The following is a 17,773-nucleotide window of genomic DNA, read 5'->3' on the forward strand; positions in this document are numbered from 1 at the left end:
TGCTCAGCGCAAACCAAGCGAAAGCCAAGCCCAAACAAGCACCACAGCCTCACATAGACACAGTGTAAAGCGAGTAGAAGTAAGCCTTTTGATTCATAAGCTCCTCAAAGCTTCCGCGCTCAATAAGCTCGCCGCTTTTCATCACAAGAATCTCATCATATTGCTTAAGCGAATTAGCATCCAAGCGGTGAGTTACAACAAGTCGAAGAATCCTTTGCAAATCCAAAATAGACTGCGTTACGTTCGCGCTCGTCTCGTTATCTAACGCGCTCGTTGCCTCATCAACCAGCAGAATCTCGGACTTTTTAAGCAAGCTTCGCGCAATAGCAATACGCTGCTTTTCACCGCCAGAAAGATGACTACCATTCTCGCCACACTGATAATCCTTGCCTTTAGCAGCAATCAAATCATCCAAACCAGCCAAGTGAATCACGCGATTCACCTCCGCATTCGGGAACGGCTTAAAAAGCGTAATATTATCTAAAATCGAAGCATCAAACATAAACACAGACTGCTGCATAAGAGTAGTCTTATCGTAAAGCGAACTCTTGCTCACATTGCTAAGCTCGTGATTATTCAGCTTCACACTACCTTCATAATCCTTGTAGTATCCCATAAGCAGATTGATTAAACTACTCTTACCAGCTCCAGAAGGTCCTACTATTGCATAAGATTTTCCAGCTTGCAAAGTTAGATTTACATTTTTCAAGACTTTATGATCCGCGTCATAAGCGTACGAAACATCACTCAAAACAACGCTTTTAATAGAATCGTCAATAATCTCGCCAGAATCTTCCTTAGCATTACTCATATAATCAGCCATCTTGCTAATAAGCTTCTTAGCACCCTTCATCTCGCCAAGCATTTGCGGAAGAGTTGCAATAGGCTGAAGCACGCCATTCATCAAATTAGTGAAAGCTAACACCATTCCAGCAGTAATAACACCAATATGAGCGTTAACCATCCAAGCACCAATAAGCATCACGCCAAGCTGAGTCCCAAGACTTGAAATCGTACCAAGAGCAGAAACAGTAGTCATCGTTTTTTCGCGAAGATTCTTCGTATGCTCAAGCTCCATCGACTGATTCTGATAACGGTTAATAACCTCTTGCTCCGCCTTAAAACTCTTAATAACCGAAACGCCGTTCAAAACATCCTTCGTTAAGGCTGTATAAGACTCGTTCGACTTGGAAACCTGCTCCTCGCGAGTGGCAATTCCGTTAGCTGTAAGAATCGAGCACGCCATTGGAAGCACAGAAATAATAAGAGCAATAACAGTGAGCAATGGACTATAGTAAATCATAAGAGCCAGAGAGCTTACAAGCATAAGAACGTCTTGAACAAAATCAAAAATCTTCTTCAAATACTTTTCTTGAATACGCTCACAATCATTAGTAAGTACAGAAAGATACGTGCCGGAATTCGCGAGCGAAAAATCACTATAACTCTTCTGTAAAAGCTTCTTGATAACAGACTCTTTATACTGATTCATTGCTTTTTCAAGAAAGCGAGGGTACGAGCTGCGCTTCAACGCGAAAATCAGGGAGATTGCCAGCATAAAGGAAACAACAAGCAGCAAAATAGTAGTTAAAGAGAAAGCTCCTTTACCTGCCATATAGTCGAAAATAATTTGCAAAATCCAAGAAATAGCAGTGTAAATCATAGACAAGGAAATAAAAACTATCATCGAAAGAAAAGCTACAAGCTTGTTTTCCTTGAAAAATAGTTTTACGTAATTTTTTACGTCGGGATGTAGTTTGGATGATTGCTGATTTGCCGCAGTATTTTGATTTGCGGATGGATTCTGATTTGTCGATGATTGCTGATTTGCCGCATTGTCAGTTTTGCTCATTCTCGCTACCTCTCACTTCCTTTATATCTATTTGCTATTTTTGCTATTTTTCGCTAATAGCATTTTCGTAGCTAGCATTTTCGTTTCCATTTTGCCGATTCGCTCGCTACAAAGCATTGAAAGCTACACTATCATACTTATCCTGATTGGTCATGCTTATCTACTTGACAACACATATAAATGCTTAAACACACTTATACGTAATGCTTGCTAGAAATAATAAGCATAGAGTTAAAAAAAAAAATCAAATTAGAACGATGGTTTCATACGTAATATCAGCATAAACGTGTCAAATACGCAACACTGCTTCAATACAAAGCTCAAGAGCATACGCTTTAGAGTCTCCGCCCCAATTACGCTCATCATAATTTTCAACATCATGCAAAGTATCTGCAGTATAAAGAATCTCACCCCAAACAATATCGCGCATTTGCGCACAAGCTGCTAAAGCAGAACACTCCATTTCAACAACCGCGCATCCCTCCTGCTTACGACTGGAAACTTTCCCCTTAGTTTCACGGAAAAACCCATCCGTAGTCCACGTCTTAACTTCATGATAAGGCAAATTATGCGCCTGCAAAGTTTGTAAAATAGCATGCCTCGAATGCTCTGAAACATCAACATAACGACTTGGAGGCAAATAATGATAAGAAGTTCCCTCATCTCTTAAGGCTTTATACGGAACCAGAAAAACATTTTCTGCATAATCAACTAGCGATCCACAAGAACCAGCACTAACAACTTCCCTAACGCCGTAAGAAATCAGCCAGTCTAAGATCTGAACAGCAGCAGGAGCGCCAACTGGAGCCTGCACTAAACAGATTTTTTGCGTTTCTTCTTCTACTTCACTGTTTGTATTTTCTCTTACTACATCTCCTACTTTTTCTTCCAAAACATATATTGGATATTTTTTAGTTGCAGATTCAAAATTTGCTACAATCGTAGCTTTCCTACTTAAAGCATACTGATCAATTTCATCGCCTAAGAAAGCAAAAACCGCTTTAGATGGAAGCTGAACAGAAATATTATCGTGTGTTGGCATTAATACTGCACTTTTATCGGAATCATACTCTAAAATCGGCAAATCATATTCTGTCATACAATCAGCTCCGTCATACAAGCCATTCAATCCTATATACAAATACACACATTAATACGCAAAGATCACAAAATAGTCAATTGCTGCAAATTCGCACTTAATGGCTACTAGAGAATCATATTTTCTGCATCATGTCCTGTCTTTTATAAAACCGCAGCAATCGATTTCTGCTAACTCAATAAAACCAGCTGACTTATAAAAAGCAATAGTTTTTTCAGTACAATCCGTAGTCAATTGAATTTGACGAACATTAGGATAGCAATCCACAATCGCCTTTAACAAAGCAGACCCTATCCCCTGCCTTTGATACTCAGGCAAAACAAGAATATCCTGAATAAGAACAACCGTATATCCGTCGCCAACAGCTCTAGAAATGCCAATTAGCTCATCATTTTTATATGCAGCTAAAACCTTGAGTGAATTGTTAAAACCATTTTCCAAAGCAACTAAATCATCTGTGTACGCAGACCAACCAACGGAATCATACAACCTTAAAATATCTTTGCTATTATACTTTTCATACTCTTTTATTTGAACATCCGCTAAATTCATTGACAATAACACCTCCAAATATTGTGCAATCAACGTTGAAACCCTAAATTTTCTAGCGTAATCGCTCAGTATATCAAGTCGCCTATCTCTTCTTTTAACATAGGCCTTTAATGCGCTAAAGACAACCTGTGCATTTGTGTACCACTATAGCGCTTTGACCGAGATTGAAACCATTGGAATTTCAATTTCCTTCGATGCAAAAACTCACTTGGATTGGAAGTACTGTGAACTTCCAACGTGAGTTTCGTAAGAGATTTAACTAGCGAGATTCTCACCGAATTTGTTTACTTAGAGGGTACACAAGTAAACAAAAACAAGAGCACTTCCCCGAATTTGTTTACTTATCAGCCATATAAGTAAACAAAAACAAGCGTCAGTAAACAAAACGGCCTTAACTATCAACTAGTCAAGGCCGCCTCATTTACTTTATAAGACTTTACGAAGCCTTATAAAAGCGCGTAAAACTTCAACTTACGCAAGTAAACACTAGTTATCTTACGGATTTTGCTTCAAACACTCTCCTCAATCGCACAACAGCGAAACCAGCAATAGCAAAACCTAAAGCAGAAATCAACGCAACAACTGAAGCTGACTCACCAGTCTTAGGCATATCTGGAACATGCTTTTCAGTCTTATGCTCAACAATAGGAGATTTCACATATTCATGCGCTGTATTATGTTCATGCTCCGACTTAGGTGCATGAGATAGCTCTTGTTTAGTCTCCGGAGTTTGAGATTCAGGAACTGACAATGGATTCTCCATCCCTGATTCAGGCTCAAAAGGTGCAGGCAAAATTGGATCTGGAGTAGGTGCTGGTTTCAGATTCTTCGTAAAAATGGCATACACAGTCAAATCACTATTTACAAGCGTTGTTCCAGTAAATGCTTTACCTTTACCATCCGCCTTAGTATTCCACTCTTTAAACGTGTAGCCATCTTTAGTTGGATTCTTAGGCATTGACTGATCTTTTAACGCATCCGTATCAATAGCCTTACCAGTTTCCACCTTTACCGTTTGAGTCTTATCGCCGTTCTTGAAAGTAACCGTGCTTCGAATCTGCTTCCACTTGGCAGTAAACACAGTATTAGCATTCAAAGTATATTCTTCACCAGGCTTGTAAGTTTTACCAGCAGCATCTACCCAGTTTAAGAACTGATAATCTTCGCGCGTAGGAGCAGCTAACATTTTAATACTCTTACCTTGTCGTATTGCACCACTTTTCTCAGCTTTACCGTCAATAAAAGTGCCACCATTAGCATTAAACGAAACTTTCGCATTCCACTGTGCGCGAAGTAAAAATTGATAGTCGCCCCGAGGATCTAATTTCTCATCATTCCACTGCGGCACGTCACAACTGGTATCCGAAAATAGTGACTTCTTATTCCAGTAGTAGCGTTTGCCTGCCATGTTATGATTCTGATAATATTCAATATCAGGAAGCTCGGTATACCATCCGCCAAACACCAAATTCTTTTTTGCAGGGTCAGCTGGGAAATCAACCGTATTATCCGTTTTTACAGTATTGACGATTGGATCCGTCTTACCTTCAATATTTCCGCCCTTAAGATCGAATTTCACGTTCAATTTTCCAAACGAAATTCGCAGAGGTATGGGCTTACCATCGTCGAGTTTATACGTAACGGTGAATTTAGAGTAGCCCTTTGCTGGAATATATGTGCGATCCGTATCATGAGAAAGATGATAACCCACGGGAATTTTATCAGTATCAATCGTTATTGTTAATTTTTCTCCTATCGCAAAATCGCCAACAAACCGCTGAAAGTTAGATTGCAGATTCTTCTTAACATCAATTTTCTTTCCGTTTTCATCCTCAACGGTTATTGGAAGATTTTCCCACATGCTTTCAATGTTTTTGTCAATCTGTCCTTTACCACCTGGATGCGTGTGGCCATACCCAGGGTCCAAAGCGATATCCATATCGAGTGAAAGCGGATATTTCTTGACTTCTGCAGTTCCCTTATCAGCAGCCTGTGCAGTCACTGTTCCAGCAAAAAGTCCAATCGTAGCTACAAAAGCAACTGCTAGACTAATAACTTTTTTTATTATTTTATTATTCATTTTTTATTTCCAGCCAAACTAACTATTATCGTAACAATAATTTTTATTAAATTTCGAAAATTTATATAGTGCAAACGCAAAACCAAAAATGCGTGTAAATATGCAGAACCACTAACCTATTTCAATACAAAATAAACAATGTATAGAGTGGTGAGACGATAAAAATTATGTTACGAAAAAGACAGCATCACGCTGTCTGTCTGTCTGTCTGTCTGTCTGTCTGTCTGTCTGTCTGTCTGTCTGTCTGTCTGTCTGTCTGTCTGTCTGTCTGTCTGTCTGTCTGTCGAGGATTATATTTTTCATGATCTCAGTTTGTCAACTTCCGTACCGAATTAACATGCCAATTATAACAAACAAACTTAGCAAATTCCAGTATAAGATAACTCACAAATAAACTATCAAATCTGCTAAACAACCAACTCTCAAAAGCAACAATAACGAAGATACATGAAAGTAACATATAATTTCTTAAAATTAAGTTTGGCAAACATAAAATAGGATCATAAAGCACAAATTAAGATTAGCGAACTTAAATTAAGTTTGACAAACACAAATCCATTCGCTATAGTCTTCACCTATCACCATTTCGACTAGTAAAGGAGTGCACATGTATCATACAAATATGATGACAAATTGTTGTTGTAACGTATGCTGTTGCGCATTTCTTAATCGAAATGATGTTTGCAAGCACTAAGTATGCATAACATCTAGCCTGTGTTAAAAGCATCTACGTTAAAACACAGCGAATTATGATTCAAGAAACAGCGCGCTGTTTCTTTTTTTTATGCCAAAAATCGAATATAACGTTAAAAAATAACAATTTAATACGTGTTAATGTTAAAACGAATAAATATTAAACGAATAATGGCATCTTTAGAAACAAATAATAAAACAGTAGTCGCTTTATTAATAAAAATTATTTTTAAAAATTAAAAACAAATTAAACAAAACAAAAACAAACAAGTAAAACAAACAAGTAAAACAAACAAGTAAAACAAACAAGTAAGGGGAAATATTATGTCTAATATCTACAAGTCCGTGCAAGAACTCGTAGGCCACACTCCACTTATGGAGCTTACGCACATTGAAAAAGAGTACAATCTAGCAGCAAAAATCCTCGTAAAACTCGAATACTTTAACCCAGCAGGCTCTGTAAAAGACCGCATTGCAAAGCAGATGATTGAAGAAGCAGAAGCCGCAGGCACGATTAAACCAGGCTCAGTAATTGTTGAGCCAACTTCTGGAAATACTGGCATTGGTCTTTCAATGATTGCGCGAACAAAAGGATACAAAAGCATTATTGTTATGCCAGAAAGCATGTCTATTGAACGCCGAAAACTCATGAAAGCATACGGCGCCGAACTCGTGCTCACACCTGCTAAAGATGGAATGAAAGGCGCAATCGCCAAAGCGAAGGAAATCGTTGAAAATACGCCAAACGCGTGGACTCCTGGGCAATTTACCAATCAAGCAAATGTGCACGCACACTACAACACAACAGGTCCAGAAATTTGGCAAGACACTGACGGAAACGTGGATATTCTTATTGCAGGCGTTGGAACAGGCGGCACAATCACTGGTACTGGCACATACTTAAAAGAGAAAAATCCACATCTTGAAGTAATCGCAGTAGAACCAGCCGATTCCCCTGTGCTTGCAGGCGGCAAGCCAGGAGCGCACAAGATTCAAGGAATCGGCGCAGGATTCGTGCCAGATGTGCTCAACAAAAACATTTATAATCGCATTGTTCACGTAACAAATGAAGACGCAATCGAAAATGGCAGGCTTATAAGCAAAAAAGAAGGCGTCCTCGTTGGTATTTCTTCCGGAGCTGCAATTTGGACAGCAATCCAAGAAGCAAAAAGAGAAGAAAACAGGGGCAAAACCATCGTTGCAATACTGCCAGATTCAGGAGATCGATACTTGTCTACCGCATTATTTGAAGACTAACTACATTTAGGAGTACTACTTTAAATACGCAAGTTTTGATTAAATAATAAAAGAATAATAAATAACATTATTAGATAATGATCAAAACTATAGAATAAAGAAAATAGCAAAATAACGGGAGAAATATATGAATGATCGCCTTGATCTTATAAATCAACTGAACTCAATTCACGATTCAGACATAAGGCAAGCTACATTCATACCTAATTACCGCAATATTATTGCACTCATACATGCGACTCAGGTGTTACTTTTGCCTGAGTTGCATGTGCGCAATGAAAGCAACAAGACTACGCAACTCAACGCTAGTTTGAATAATAACGCTAGTTTGAATAATAACGCTAGTTTGAATAATAACGCTAGTTTGAATAATAACGCTAGTTTGAATACCGTTACTTCAAACGCATTAGACACTATAGAACGCATTATATTTCACGAACTTCAATGCTACACAAGCAACACAATTAAAATTCGAGAAACTTGCAATCAATTTATAAATACTCTTCCTGCAATTAAAAAGTTACTTTTAACAGATATTCAAGCCATGTATGAAGGCGATCCTGCTTGCACAAGCAAAGTAGAAGTCACGCTCGCATACCCTGGTTTTTATGCAATGCTTATTCACCGCACAGCTCACGCACTCTACGAACTTAACGTACCGCTAATTCCTAGACTTATGAGCGAATACGCGCACAGAAAAACTGGAATTGACATTCATCCAGGAGCAAAAATTGGCGCATATTTTTGCATTGATCACGGAACTGGCATTGTAATCGGCGAAACAACTGTGATCGGCGAGCATGTTAAGCTTTACCAAGGAGTAACGCTGGGTGCAAAAAGTTTTGCGCTAGACGAGAATGGAAATCCTGTAAAAAGCGGAAAGCGGCATCCAAATATTGGAGATAATGTTGTAATCTACGCAAACGCAACAATCTTAGGCGGAGAAACCACAATTGGCAGCGGAAGTATAATCGCAGCAAACGCGTGGATAAACCGCAGTATTCCTGCAAACACAACCTACCACTTCCCTAAAGCCTAATGCGCGCTAAAAATACCGATTCCACTTCTACTATTTTATTTGAACATCTGCTAGATTCATTTACAATAAACATCCAAATATAATAAAAGTGCGCGATCTAAAACGTAAAAACGGAAGAACGCGCACTAGCAAGAATACTTAGCAAAAACTAGCAACAGCAGAACATCTACTTTTTAAGTTGCACAGTCTCGTGATCCTTGCCCATTTTGAATTCAATACCTGCACGCTGCCACATGCGATATTCGCCAACCGCAGTAAAGAGAACATCCGTGGAAGAGTTAAGTGCGGTTTCGCAAGAATCCTGAATAACACCAATAATAAGACCAATAGCAACTACTTGCATAGCGATATCGTTTGAAATACCAAACGACGAGCATGCAAGAGGTATAAGCAAAAGCGAACCACCAGCTACACCAGATGCTCCTGCAGCAGAAACTGCAGAAAGCACAGAAAGAATCACAGCCGTTGGAATATCAACGCGAATACCAAGCGTGTGAGCAGCGCACAAAGACATGATAGAAATAGTTATAGCAGCTCCGCTCATATTAATAGTTGAGCCAAGCGGTATTGAAACAGAGTAATTATCTTTGTTAAAGCCAAGTTTTTCACACAAATTCATATTCACAGGAATATTTGCAGCAGAAGAACGCATGAAGAACGCTGTAACACCCGAATCGCGCAAAGTTCTAAAAACAAGAGGATACGGATTCTTACGCGTAAGCACGAAAACCAAAATAGGATTAAGAATCAAAGCAACAACAGTCATTGTGCCTACTAACAAAGCAATAACGAAACCATACTCACTAAAAATACGAAGACCGTTACTTGCAACTGTTGTATAAACAAGACCCATAATGCCAAAAGGTGCTGCGTTAATAATCCAGTGGACAATTTTTCCAATAGCAGACGAAACGTTATCGAAAAATGCTTTTGTAGAAGGCTCGGCTAATCGCAGAGCAACACCGAAAGCAATCGCCCAGAAGAGGATGCCAATAAAGTTACCTTTAACGAGAGCATCTACAGGATTAACAACAATATTTAGCACAAGTGAATTAAGCACCTCACCAATTCCTTGAGGAGACGGCGAAGACGCTGCTGCAACATGAGCAAAAGTAAAATCAACAGGGAAAATCATAGCCGCACATACAGCTACAAGGCTTGCAGTAAACGTAGATAGCGCGTACAGCCCTATTACCACTTTCATGTTGCCAACACTTTTTGCTTGCGCAAGCGCACCAATAACTAGGCAAAATACTAAAATTGGCGCAACAGATTTAAGCGCACTGACGAAAAGTTTTCCCATAAGATCGAGCACATAGACGTGAGCTGGCACAAAAATACCAAGTGCAGCACCGAGAAAAAGACCAATTACAATGCGTAAAATAAGGTCAATGTTATTCCATTTTTGAACAATCTTGTGCATGAGAGTCTCCTGTATAGTAATTTGTGCAGAATGTTTTATACTCTTTTACGTGTATTAGCACTTGCAAGATTTTATTTTTTAAAGATTATACATAAGGATGCATATATATGCAAATCGTTAAGGTTTAATGTTTCGCTGTTTCAATAACTTAGCAACTCAGTGACTAAACGCTTCAATAAGTGCTTTGTAAGCAAGATAACTCTTAAAATATAGTAAGCAACAATAACTTCCAGTGTAATCGCAAATTAAAATAGCAAAATGCCTCACTTTGCGTAGTAAAGAAAGACGCAAAGTGAGGCACTTTTACATTAACTTCATTATGCTGATTAACTCAATACTCAGCAAACTTACTGAATACAATTAAGCAAACATTAAGCAGTTCTAAAACTAGCTGATCTGCAATAACCAGACCAGCTAGCAAATATTTTACTTACTACTGTGACGAGAAGTACCACGACGCTTAGTTGAGAAAAGCGCAGCACCAGCAGCACTAAGAGTTGCAGCAAACAAGCCAAACACAGACACGTCACTACCAGTCTTACTAAGCTGAGCAACACTACCACTCTTCAACACCTGAGCGCGCACAGAAGCATGAACATCAGCCGCATGAGCCTTAGCAGCAGCCAAAGCCTTACGAGCAGCAGAAAGATTCTTAACCGCAGCATCAACCTGAGCCTGGGTAGCATTCGGATCAGCAAGCACACGTTTAGCTTCAGCCAATGCCTTCTTATACACATCCAAATCAGGAGTTTCACCAAGCAAGTAGGCAAACGACTTGCTAAAGTGAGAATCATCATCAACTTCAGCTTGCAATACCGTCTTATTAACACCATTCAAAGCATCTTTAGCATTCTTAAGACTCTTTAACGCAGTATTAACAAGAGCTTGACGATCTGCTTGAGACTTAGTAGCAACTTCCACACCCTGACCAGCAGGATCAGCTAGCTTAGATATAAGCTCCTTCGCATCTTGCAAAGCCTTATTATATGCTTGCTGCTTTTCAGCAGTATCATACACGTACTTTACAGATTCTTTCACACTATTCTCAAGAGCAATCTCAGCTTGCAAATCAGCAATATCAACACCATTTAGTGCAGCAGCTGCGGTTTGAAGTTGAAGCAGCGCACCATTGACAGCAATCTGCTTCTGCTCAGGAGTATTCGCTGATTGAGCATTCTTCGCATCAGCAAGAGCAGACTCAGCAGCCGTAAGAGCAGTATCATACGCAGATTTCTTATCCTGAACAGCATTCGTATACTGTACGGACTTCTTCAAAGAATCAGCTTTGTTAACTTCAACCTGCAACTTAGACGTATCTACAGTTCCATCAAGAGCGTTAGAAGCAGTTTCAAGCTGAGTCTTAGCATCGCTGATTTCTTGCTCAGTCTTGCCCTTAGGCGAATCAAGAATAGCTTGAGCAGCAGCCACAGCATTATCAAACGCAGTCTTCTTAGTATCAGAAGCATTCATGTAAGCAACAGTCTTCTTCTTCGACTCAGCAGCAGTCACAGCCGCCTGCAAAGCAGAGGTATCGTGACCATCCAAACCAGTAACAGCATTATTAAGCGCAGAAGTAGCATCAGAAATTTCTTTCTCTGTTGCACCAGCTTTCTTTACAATGCTTTCTGCAGAGGTTATAGCATTGTCAAGAGCAGCTTGCTTAGCAGCAGAAGCATTCTTATAAGAAGCATCATTCTTCTTACCTTTTGCTTCTGCGAGCTTTGCTACCAATTGAGACTTGTCGTTACCGTCAAGTTCATTAACAGCCTTAGTAAGCGCAGTCAACGCAGTATTAACAGCTTGCTGCTTCTGCTCAGGAGTCTTAGTAGACTTAGCATTCTTAGCTTCAGTAATAGCAGACTCAGCCTGTTGCAAAGCCTTATCAAACGCAGACTTCTTTGCTTCAGAAGCATTCTCATACTTATATGCGTCCTGAGACTTAGGAGTAGTAACACCGGTCAACTTCTTAGCATTATCAACCGCTGTCTGAAGCTCATCAGTCTTAACTTTGCCATCAAGACCATTAATCGCATTATCCAACTCGTCTTTTGCATTACTGATCTCAGTATCTAATGCGCCAGCCTTCTTTTCAATTGACTCGGCATTGCTTAAGGCTTTATCAAAATCATTCTTCTTTTCTGTAGAAGCATTCTTGTAAGCAATTTCAGATTTCTTTGACTTTGCTTTCTTTATGGCATCATTCAAATCAGATTTATTATGACCATCAAGAGCATCAATCGCTTTGCTTAACTTAGATTCAGCATCATTAATAGACTGCTGTGAAGCATCTTTTTGGTCATAAACTTTCTTTGCCTCAGACAGAGCAGTATCAAAATCATTCTTCTTTTCTGTAGAAGCATTCTCATACTTTGGATTCTTCTTCTTAGAAGAATCATCCTGACCCTGCTTATTCTTGCCTTGCAATTCATAAGCTGTCTCAATTTCAGTCTGAAGCTTTGACTTGTCAATAGTATTGCCACCGAGATCCTTAACAGCTTTCTCAAGAGTTTTACTAATCTCGTCAACTTCATCAGCAGTTTTGTTCTCAGCAGAATCAGTCTTAACAAGATCTTCCGCAGCCTTTAACGCACTATCAAAAGCAGTCTTCTTATTATCCTTATAATCAGACTTTGCTGTAAGAGTAGACTTCTGACCATTAACAAGAGTTACAAGATCCTTGAGTGACTTCATTTTGCCGTCAAGATCTTTAGCCTTAGTAACAACATTATTGATAGCAGTTTTCACCTTATCAACAGTATCTAAATCACTCTTAGGGTCAGTTTCAGGATTTGCAACTTCTTCCTTAAGAGCCTTCTTCTGTGCATTATTAAGATTCTGAAGATTATCTATTGCAGTATTCGCATCTTTTCTAGTCTTTGCAAGCTCAGCTTCCTGAAGAATAGAATCAATGTCTTGTATAGAATCGGTATTTTTATCATCCAACTTTGCATTGAAGTTCGTAGCTTCTTGATCAGTAAGATCACCATGCTTCTTCAGATCAGCAATCTTCTTCTTAGCTGCAGCTTTAGCATCCTCAAACTCAGCATTGTTGAGAATCTCTGCAACTTTATCAAGACTATCGGTCTTACCTACCTCGTCTTGATACTTCTGCTTATCTTGTTCGTTGAGATTAGTCAACTCACCAATCTTCTTCTTAGCATCAGCCTTAGCCTTATCAAGACCTTCTTTATTACTGTTATCAGCAGCAGTCTGATTCTTATTAGCCTTTTCTTTAGCCTCTTGCTTTATATCATTTATAGCATTTGCATCAGTTGCCTTCTGAATCTTCTCAATAAACTGCTGCTTATCTTCAGGCGTAAGATTTTTATAATCTTCACCATTGCTAATTTCATCAATAGCAGCCTGCTTTTGCTTCTCAAGCTCAGCTTTCTTCTTAGCTTCTTCAGCTTGCTGATTAGAAGTATTCTCCTCCTGAATAGCTTGCTGCTGCTTTTGGTCGACAGCAGTATTATCAGCATTCTGCTGAGTTTGAACAGCCTGCTTTTGCTTTTGGTCAACCTCTTCCTGCTTGTCATCAGACTCAGTCTGCTTCTGCTGATCCTGCTTCTTCTGGAATTCGTTTATCTTCTCACGAATCTTTTCAGGATCAGTTACACCTTTCAGCTGTTCATCAAGCTCTTTTTTCTGCTTATCATCAAGACCAAGATCCTTCTTAGCCTTATCAATCTGCTTTTTATTATCAGATTCTTCTTTCTTCTTATCAACAAGCTCGTCTATTTTCTTCAGAAGCTTATCAACGTCATCTTGTTTTTTAATACCGTTTTTATCCGATAAAACATCTTTATCTTTAGATATTTCATTCTTAAGTTTATTAAGCTCATCTCCAGAGAATCCCTTATCTTTCAAAGCTTTCTCTATTGCATCATCAATCTTTTTCTTTTCGTCTTCTGGATTAAACGCTGGTCCATCGGCATAGAAAAGATCATCTTTGGATAATGTGAAGTACAAATCATCATTATTCCAAGTACTACTAGCACCTCTAATCTCAATACCACTACTTCCATGCACAATGTTAGTTATACCAGGTTTACCCCAAACATTAATTTCTAATCCGCTAGTGTCACTCTTTGGAGTGAATATACTTGCCTGTTTTTCCAAATCCCATTTATTATTGCTAGCTATATTGCTACCACCAGTTGCAAGCGGTTCAGTATGATTAATTTTATTAAATTCTGTTCCTTTATTTTTCCAATTATAATTATCAAACATGAAACGCCGAGCTGCATCAGCCCAATTATTTCCATCGATATTATTAATATTGGTCACCTTAATAGGAGTTATATTGTACGTATACTTTCCAGTAGTAACTTTATGAGTTCCTTGCGCAGTGCTTTTACCTTGCGTATAAACTAGACGCTCGCCGCGAATTTTTACAGTACTATCATCGCTGAACGTTATTGTTGTAGTACCATCTTTTCCTACATTAATAGCATTAGCGTCTTTCTTAAGATTTTGATTGAGATCTTTATTAGCTTTTTTGATATTATCTTTAATTGCATTTTGTTCTTGAGAAGATAAATCTTCAGCATTCTTTACACCAAGTCTGCTTGGCATAGCAATTTTCACTCGCTCAGATAAAGATGGTATCTTATAAACTAATAACGTGTGAGAAATAGTATCTTTTGAGGGGAAGCTATTTTCGTTATCCTTGTAAGTAATTGTTGCATCACCATTAGCTGCAATCGAAATGTTATTTTTATTATTATTTATAGCATCAAGGAATCCATTTACATTTTTATTAGCATCGTATATAGAATCCTGAACTTTTTTGATGTCATCAGGCGAAAGGCTACTTGTATTCTTCACACCAATAGGTAACCCGTATAACGGCGTAAACTTATCCGCAAGTAAGCGCTGCTTCTTTACAAGATACTTGCCTTCAAGCTTTTTAGTTGAATGAGTACCAGTTGCATCCTTGAATGTGATTGTTGCATCACCATTAGCAGCAACATCAACCTTTTCTATAAGATCCTTAATCTTACTATTAGCATTCTTAATAGCATTTTCAACTTGTTTCTTCTCTGTTAAATCAAGAAAAGACGGATTCTTCACAGGAGTCAAATCCGGATACGTAATTTTTGTGCGCTCTGACAATGGCACGTAGCGTTTAGTCAGATTCTCCTTAGAAATAGTATCCGTAGAGTTATCTTTGTACGTTACCGTTGCGCTACCATCAGCATTAACAGTTACAGCCTTTTTGAAAGCCGCTTCAGTAGGAGTCTCTGGCATACCGTTAAGCTTTTTCAGCACATTGGTATTACTCTTATTAGCTTCCCACAGCTTTGTAAGAACAGCCTTTTTCTCATCTTCTGAAAGATTATTTCCATATGTCGAAGAATCAACTTCTACTTTATCTGTAGGATAAGTAAGTTCCAATTCTTGTGAGTATTTTGGCAACGTCGGCGCAAGCGCAACCTTACCAGCAGTGTAATGCCAGTTGCCCATCACCTGGTACACACCTGCAGCAAATTTCAAAGGCTTCGTTTTATCATTCAGTTTAATAACGAAGCTAATCTTAGACTTTCTATTGCCTCTACTCTCCCAGTTAATAATCAAGGCACTAGTAGCGTCCTTATATTCCCTAGAAGTACCGAGAGTATTACCAGATTCGTCATAACCACCGGCTTCACCGGTCATTCTTTCCCAGTTATTCTTAAATTCAGTGCCTTGCTCTTTATTATTATCAAACCAGAAACGGCTGGCAGACTGATTCCAAGACTCCTTTGTATATGTTGCACCTGTTTGTTGAGAAGACGAATCACCAGTCAACTGTTCATCTTTGTACAAAGTAATTTTATTATCTACAATGTCAACACCCTTAGGCACACTCGCCCACCAGAATGGTCGACCACCCCACCATTCACCCTGAGAATTAAACTGGTACTCAACCTTATAATATTGTCCGTAAGTTTTTCTGTCTGCTGTTTCCTTATTATCGTTTTGTTTTTCATCGCATGGCACTAGTTTAATATCCACATACCTCTGCGCCTTTGTAGAAGAATCGCGATTCGCATACCTATAGCTACCATCAGGAAGATTAAAACCATTAGCCCAAGCTTGATGAGTTGGCAAACCAGCACCACAAGCAAGCAAGCTTGCCAATGTTGCAGTCACAGCAATTTTCGGTAAACGTGAAACCGCATACGACTTACATGCTTCTAAACGAGTTCCACTTATCTCTTTCGCCATTGAACGAAGTGTACTCGGCTTCAAATACGCGTAATTCTTAGACACATGTAAAGCATTTTTAGCAGCTTGTGTTTTCTTAACCATTAACAGTCCTCACTTATATATTTTCTCTTCAACTCGCTCTGCAGACGTAAACTCACATCTTGTAAAAGAGCTTGTTAATAGAGCAAAGGATACCCCCCCCCCGCGTAATAATTCAAGTAATATAGGCAAAAACTACCATGCGATTAAGGTAACAACTATATTCAATATTAAATATTACAAATAATCATGCGAGCGCCGCATAGCTAGTGTTTGGCAACTGCGGCAAAACAACAATCAAACCGGCAGTAAAAATCAGCGCGAGTATAGGCAAAAGCTGCCATTGGCACGTAGATGAGAATGCAAATCCAATCCAAGAACCAGTAGTAGCACCAATCGCAAACGCAAGGCGCGCCCAACCAGAAAACTTAGCGAGCGCACTTCCTTTAAACAGAATCTGACGCGCAACAATAATCGGCTCTACTAGTAACATTCCACCAATCGCTTGAAGGAAGAATGCGAAGCACATCATTGGCAAAAGATTAATAAACATAAGGCAATAAGCGAGCAAGCTCACAGCAATACCTAAAATCGCTACTTTTCTTAAACCGAGTTTTTGAGAAGAGTGCGCATATAAAACGGACGCGAGCACGCTTCCTACACCAGTGAAAATATACAGTATTGTTAAAGATTGAGAGCTATATTGTTTACCGATACCGAGAAGAATATAGGAAACAGAGCATGCAGGAATAAAAGCAACCAAAAGAGATCCGGCAAGAAGCATGATTTTACTCTTGAGTGATGGATTCGTAGATTGCTTATCTGTAGATTTGGAATCTATGCTATTTACTTGAGTTGCTTGCGATTCTTGCGATACTTCCTCTGCGTCTTGCGGCACTTCCTCTTCTACGCAAGACGCTTGCGCAATGTCTTGTTTCATAATAAATCGCGTAGCACAAGCCGCAAAAGAAGTCACGGACGAGAAAATCAAAACCGCAGGAATCGACCAGCTCGCAATCCACGATCCTAATGGAGAGCCAAGTAATGTTCCTGTAATACTTGCCAAAATGCTCACAATGCCGCTGTAGTTTACAATCATGCTGTCGTCGCCGCCTGCAGCATCAACCTCGAAAACTTCGCTAGCAATATCAATCACTTGACCTGTAATCAACAATGCACAAGAAAGAGCTACAAGCGACCACTTCCACGCAGGAGAGCCAAACATAAGAAGCGGCAGCAAACCGAGCACGCCTTCTACGCCCTCAGTCATAGCAAGAGCGCGAAAACCGCCAAGCTTATCAACAATCCAACCAGAGCATGGCGAAAGAAAATCGGCAACCGTCATAAAAGTCTTACGAAAACCAATCACCCAAGCCGGCAAACCCACAATAATAATAGAAGGCAAAACCGATCCTTCATACGCTTGATTACCAAGCATAGAAAAACAGAAGCCAACCAAAGCCCATCGCAATGCTGGACTAATAGATCTCATACGAATAAAAATATTATTCCGCTTACCAATAGCCTTCATAATAAGCCCCTTATAA

9 protein-coding genes are annotated in these 17,773 nt (G+C 39.2%); 2 read left to right on the forward strand and 7 right to left on the reverse strand.

The features are described 5' to 3' along the window. Positions 1-49: 49 nt before the first annotated feature. From HXT40_RS04325 to HXT40_RS04340, 4 genes are all read right to left on the reverse strand, one after another. A complete protein-coding gene (locus tag HXT40_RS04325) occupies positions 50-1,852 on the reverse strand; it encodes an ABC transporter ATP-binding protein (protein WP_103013958.1) in 1,803 nt (600 codons plus the stop codon). Between the two features lie 289 nt (positions 1,853-2,141). Further along, positions 2,142-2,951, reverse strand: a complete 810-nt coding sequence (locus HXT40_RS04330; RefSeq protein ID WP_199172888.1) for a nucleoside phosphorylase — start codon at positions 2,949-2,951, stop codon at positions 2,142-2,144. Between the two features lie 129 nt (positions 2,952-3,080). After that, positions 3,081-3,503 (reverse strand): GNAT family N-acetyltransferase, encoded by a 423-nt coding sequence (locus HXT40_RS04335; RefSeq protein ID WP_103013957.1) that lies wholly within the window; start codon positions 3,501-3,503, stop codon positions 3,081-3,083. A 490-nt stretch (positions 3,504-3,993) separates the two neighbouring features. After that, on the reverse strand, positions 3,994-5,583 hold the full coding sequence (locus HXT40_RS04340) for an InlB B-repeat-containing protein (RefSeq protein ID WP_102155291.1): 1,590 nt from the start codon (positions 5,581-5,583) through the stop codon (positions 3,994-3,996). A 1,017-nt stretch (positions 5,584-6,600) separates the two neighbouring features. Here HXT40_RS04340 and cysK point away from each other — a divergent pair. Together cysK and epsC are read left to right on the forward strand one after the other, a co-directional pair. Next, positions 6,601-7,533, forward strand: coding sequence for a cysteine synthase A (gene cysK / locus HXT40_RS04345; RefSeq protein ID WP_421777174.1), 933 nt, complete (start codon positions 6,601-6,603; stop codon positions 7,531-7,533). Between the two features lie 127 nt (positions 7,534-7,660). Continuing rightward, positions 7,661-8,572, forward strand: a complete 912-nt coding sequence (gene epsC / locus HXT40_RS04350) for a serine O-acetyltransferase EpsC (protein ID WP_421777175.1) — start codon at positions 7,661-7,663, stop codon at positions 8,570-8,572. A gap of 166 nt (positions 8,573-8,738) precedes the next feature. Here the strand turns inward: epsC and sstT are convergent, their stop codons facing one another. From sstT to HXT40_RS04365, 3 genes are all read right to left on the reverse strand, one after another. After that, the gene (gene sstT, locus HXT40_RS04355; RefSeq protein ID WP_116431799.1) at positions 8,739-9,995 is read right to left on the reverse strand and encodes a serine/threonine transporter SstT; all 1,257 of its coding nucleotides are present in this window, start codon (positions 9,993-9,995) and stop codon (positions 8,739-8,741) included. Between the two features lie 426 nt (positions 9,996-10,421). After that, the gene (locus HXT40_RS04360; RefSeq protein WP_421777176.1) at positions 10,422-16,289 is read right to left on the reverse strand and encodes a sugar-binding protein; all 5,868 of its coding nucleotides are present in this window, start codon (positions 16,287-16,289) and stop codon (positions 10,422-10,424) included. Positions 16,290-16,473: 184 nt separating this feature from the next. Continuing rightward, entirely contained in the window at positions 16,474-17,757 is a 1,284-nt protein-coding gene (locus HXT40_RS04365; RefSeq protein WP_415697764.1) for an MFS transporter, read from the reverse strand. Positions 17,758-17,773 lie beyond the last annotated feature (16 nt).

Origin of the sequence: Gardnerella sp. DNF01180P (assembly GCF_049244205.1) — a bacterium.
Taxonomy (GTDB): Bacteria; Actinomycetota; Actinomycetes; order Actinomycetales; family Bifidobacteriaceae; genus Bifidobacterium; species Bifidobacterium swidsinskii.

Excerpts from the sequence above, each read along its gene's own strand:
- HXT40_RS04325 (WP_103013958.1), bottom strand. The coding sequence starts at position 1,852 with ATGAGCAAAACTGACAATGCGGCAAATCAGCAATCATCGACAAATCAG.
- HXT40_RS04330 (WP_199172888.1), bottom strand. The coding sequence starts at position 2,951 with ATGACAGAATATGATTTGCCGATTTTAGAGTATGATTCCGATAAAAGT.
- HXT40_RS04335 (WP_103013957.1), bottom strand. The coding sequence starts at position 3,503 with ATGAATTTAGCGGATGTTCAAATAAAAGAGTATGAAAAGTATAATAGC.
- HXT40_RS04340 (WP_102155291.1), bottom strand. The coding sequence starts at position 5,583 with ATGAATAATAAAATAATAAAAAAAGTTATTAGTCTAGCAGTTGCTTTT.
- cysK (WP_421777174.1), top strand. The coding sequence starts at position 6,601 with ATGTCTAATATCTACAAGTCCGTGCAAGAACTCGTAGGCCACACTCCA.
- epsC (WP_421777175.1), top strand. The coding sequence starts at position 7,661 with ATGAATGATCGCCTTGATCTTATAAATCAACTGAACTCAATTCACGAT.
- sstT (WP_116431799.1), bottom strand. The coding sequence starts at position 9,995 with ATGCACAAGATTGTTCAAAAATGGAATAACATTGACCTTATTTTACGC.
- HXT40_RS04360 (WP_421777176.1), bottom strand. The coding sequence starts at position 16,289 with ATGGTTAAGAAAACACAAGCTGCTAAAAATGCTTTACATGTGTCTAAG.
- HXT40_RS04365 (WP_415697764.1), bottom strand. The coding sequence starts at position 17,757 with ATGAAGGCTATTGGTAAGCGGAATAATATTTTTATTCGTATGAGATCT.